The following is a 2,990-nucleotide window of genomic DNA, read 5'->3' as shown; positions in this document are numbered from 1 at the left end:
GGCGGCAACAGCCGTCGATTGGCCGGTGGTTGGCCCCACCTGGCACGATGCGGCTCATGACGCAGGACATACAGACCCGAGGAGAGGCGCTGGTCGCCGCCGCGCGCGCCGGTGACGCGAAGACGGCCCGTCGGTACACCGACTTCTTCGTGCTCGGCCGCCACGTCGACGAAGGCATCCCGTACTGGGAGCAAGCGGTTGCGGCTGGCGACGCCTTCTCGCACTACACGCTTGCCCGGTACCGAAAGATCCGGGGAGACCGGCCTGCGGCGGACGCCCTCTACCGCGCCGTCGCCGACCGTCACGCCGGAAGCGCCTACGGACTCGGCGTGCTGCTCAAAGAGAACGGCGATCCGGAGGCCGCCGAATGGTTCCGGCGCGGCTGGGAGAACGGCCGCAGTCTGGACTGCAAGATCGAGCTCGGCAGGCTGCTCGCCGCCGAGGGGCGACTCGACGAAGCGCCGAAGTTCCTGATGAGCGACATCGAGATCGGCGATATCGCGGTCTTCCGCTGGGTTCAGCTCTTCGAGTCGATTCGCGAGGACTTCGACCGCGTCGCGGCGGCCCTCGACGCCGCCGAGGCCGCCGGGGACGGGGACGCCGCGGCCGAGGCGCTGCGCCCGCTCTTCGACCTGGAGCCGCACTTCCGCGATTACCCGGGCCTGACCACCGAGGCCGCGGGCTACTACCGCAGGGCTTCCGCGCTCAGCGCGTCCGCCCGCGTGGACCATGCCGTGTTTCTGACGGAGACCGCCGACGAAAGGTCGTGGCCCGAGGCGCGCGGCCTGCTGGTCCATGCCCACGAGGAGGGCTACGAGGGCGCCGCGTACGTCCTCGGCGTCCTGCACGAGCAGCGTGGCGACCTCGCCGACGCCGAGCGCTGGTACGGCCTCGCGGCCGGTGCCGGACACCCGGCCGCCCAGTGGAACCTCGGCATCCTCTGCAAGCGGCAGCGGCGGTACGAGGAGGCCGAACGCTGGTTCCGCCAGGTCGGGGAGGACGACGAGGACGTCGTCACGCAGCTCGACCGGATCGCCGCGATGCGCCAGGAGGACACCGTCGCCCCCGGCAAGGACCTGCGCAGGCTGCCCGGGCTCCGCGAACGGGCGGAGGCGGGCGACGTCGACGCCTCGTACGCGTACGGGAAGATCCTCCGCGACTGGGCCGGCGCGGCCGACCGGCACCTGGTCCGTTGGATCGAACCCGCCGCGCTGGCCGGCGACCCGGAGGCTGCGTACGACCTCGCGGAGCTGTACCGCTCACTGCGCAAGCCGGCGTTGCGCGACGACTGGTACCGGAGGTCCGCCGAGGCGGGGCACCACGACGCGTGCAATGAGATGGGCTGGCTCTCCGAGCACCACCGGGACTACCAGGAGGCCGAACGCTGGTACGTGCGCGCCGCCGAGGACGGATCGTCGCTGAACGCCATGCTCGCGGGCAAACTGAAGGCCCAGCGCGGCGCGTACGCGGAGGCGGAACCGTTCCTGCACAGGGCCTGGGAGCAGGGCGGCGGCGCTGCGCACGGGACCGAGGCCGCCGGCTACTACGGACTCGTCCTGCACCGGCTGGGCCGGCTCGAGGAAGCCGTCGAGCCGCTGCGGGCGGCCGCCGCGGGGTGGGACGACGACGTGCGCGCCCGTTACAGCCGGGACGACCTGGACGTGCTGGCCCGTATGGCCGATCCGAAGAAGGAGCTCGCGGAGGTGGAGGCGGCCCTAGTGGCGTGACGCCGCCCGACGCCGGGCACCGCACCGACAGGCGTGCGGTGCCCGCTGCATCGCGTGCGTCAGCGGCGGACGAGTCGGCCGGGCCAGATGGCTTCGACGGGGCGTCTCAGTGATGTGCGGGTGGGTTCTATGGGGGACAACCCTGCCCGGTTTCGGAGCTTTCCCGGACTGCGCCGAGGTGTCCGCCGCCCCTGGCGTGCGGGCATGTCAACTTCCCGACGCATCAAGGCCTTCGCGGCGTGCGCGGTGGTGCTGGCCGCCACCGCGACGACCACCGCCGCCGCCGACCCGGACCCGTTCGCGCGTCTCCACGGCCAGCACGTCGACTGGCATGCCTGTGCCCTCGGCGTCGACGACGAGCTCGGCCAGGCGCTGGACGCCGCCGGCACCGACTGCGCCGACATCACCGTGCCGCTCGACTACGCCAACCCCGGGGTCGCACCATCACCGTCGCCGTATCCCGTCTGAAGGCCACCGACACCGCCCATCGCGTCGGTCCACTGCTGCTCAACGACGGCGGATCTGCCGGCCCCAGCCTCCACATGCCGCTCACCAAGTCGAAGGTGATGGGCGCGGTCGCCGACCGCTTCGACCTGATCGGCATGGACCCCCGCTTCGTGGGCCGGAGCACCCCGCTGGACTGCGGCTGGGACCTCGGTTCCGCCCTCGTCCGGTCCACGGGCACCGACCTGGCGGCGTACCGCAAGGAGGTCGCCGTCGCGCGCGAGCTGGCCAGGCGGTGCGAACGCGCCCACGGCGACGTGCTGCCGTACGTCACGACCCGCAATACGGCCCGCGACATGGACGTCATTCGCGCCTCACTCGGCGAGGACACCCTCTCCTACCTCGGGTACTCCTACGGCAGTTACTGATGATCTCGGCGTCATGTCGCCGGAAGGTCGACGAGACCTCCAGGTCAGAAACGCCTTCATCGGGCGACATCACGCCCGGAATCTCAGTACCTCGGCGAGGTCTACACGCAGCTCTTCCCCGGCCGCACCGACTGCATGGTGCTCGACGGCGTCGCTTCCCCGGAGCGCTACAGCCAGACTCTGCTGCGCGGCGGCGAGGCGGCGCGACATCCGCGTAACCGATCTCGTGCCCGCCGGGTTAGTTGATCATGAGTATTCGACGCATGACCTACCTTCTCGGCGCAGTCGCCGGCGCCGCTGTGATCGCGGCCTCCTCGCTCCCGGCCATGGCCCACGCCCCGGCCCCGACTTCGGCCGCCACTGCCGCAGGCGCTTGCGGCTACTACAGCGG

Annotated in this window: 3 protein-coding genes; all 3 read left to right on the top strand. The window is 71.5% G+C overall.

Annotation, left to right across the window (positions count from 1 at the left end; translation table 11 throughout):
• Positions 1–56 precede the first annotated feature (56 nt).
• Entirely contained in the window at positions 57–1,727 is a 1,671-nt protein-coding gene (locus VIU94_RS00845) for a tetratricopeptide repeat protein (protein ID WP_331906401.1), read from the top strand.
• A gap of 204 nt (positions 1,728–1,931) precedes the next feature.
• Positions 1,932–2,195, top strand: a complete 264-nt coding sequence (locus tag VIU94_RS00840; RefSeq protein ID WP_331906399.1) for a hypothetical protein — start codon at positions 1,932–1,934, stop codon at positions 2,193–2,195.
• Positions 2,196–2,269: 74 nt separating this feature from the next.
• Positions 2,270–2,599, top strand: a complete 330-nt coding sequence (locus tag VIU94_RS00835; RefSeq protein ID WP_331906397.1) for an alpha/beta fold hydrolase — start codon at positions 2,270–2,272, stop codon at positions 2,597–2,599.
• Positions 2,600–2,990: the final 391 nt, after the last annotated feature.

Origin of the sequence: Streptomyces sp., assembly GCF_036566765.1 — a bacterium.
Taxonomy (GTDB): domain Bacteria; phylum Actinomycetota; class Actinomycetes; order Streptomycetales; family Streptomycetaceae; genus Streptomyces.
This window is presented reverse-complemented; position numbering and strand designations above follow the sequence as displayed.

Excerpts from the sequence above, each read along its gene's own strand:
- VIU94_RS00845 (WP_331906401.1), top strand. The coding sequence starts at position 57 with ATGACGCAGGACATACAGACCCGAGGAGAGGCGCTGGTCGCCGCCGCG.
- VIU94_RS00840 (WP_331906399.1), top strand. The coding sequence starts at position 1,932 with ATGTCAACTTCCCGACGCATCAAGGCCTTCGCGGCGTGCGCGGTGGTG.
- VIU94_RS00835 (WP_331906397.1), top strand. The coding sequence starts at position 2,270 with ATGCCGCTCACCAAGTCGAAGGTGATGGGCGCGGTCGCCGACCGCTTC.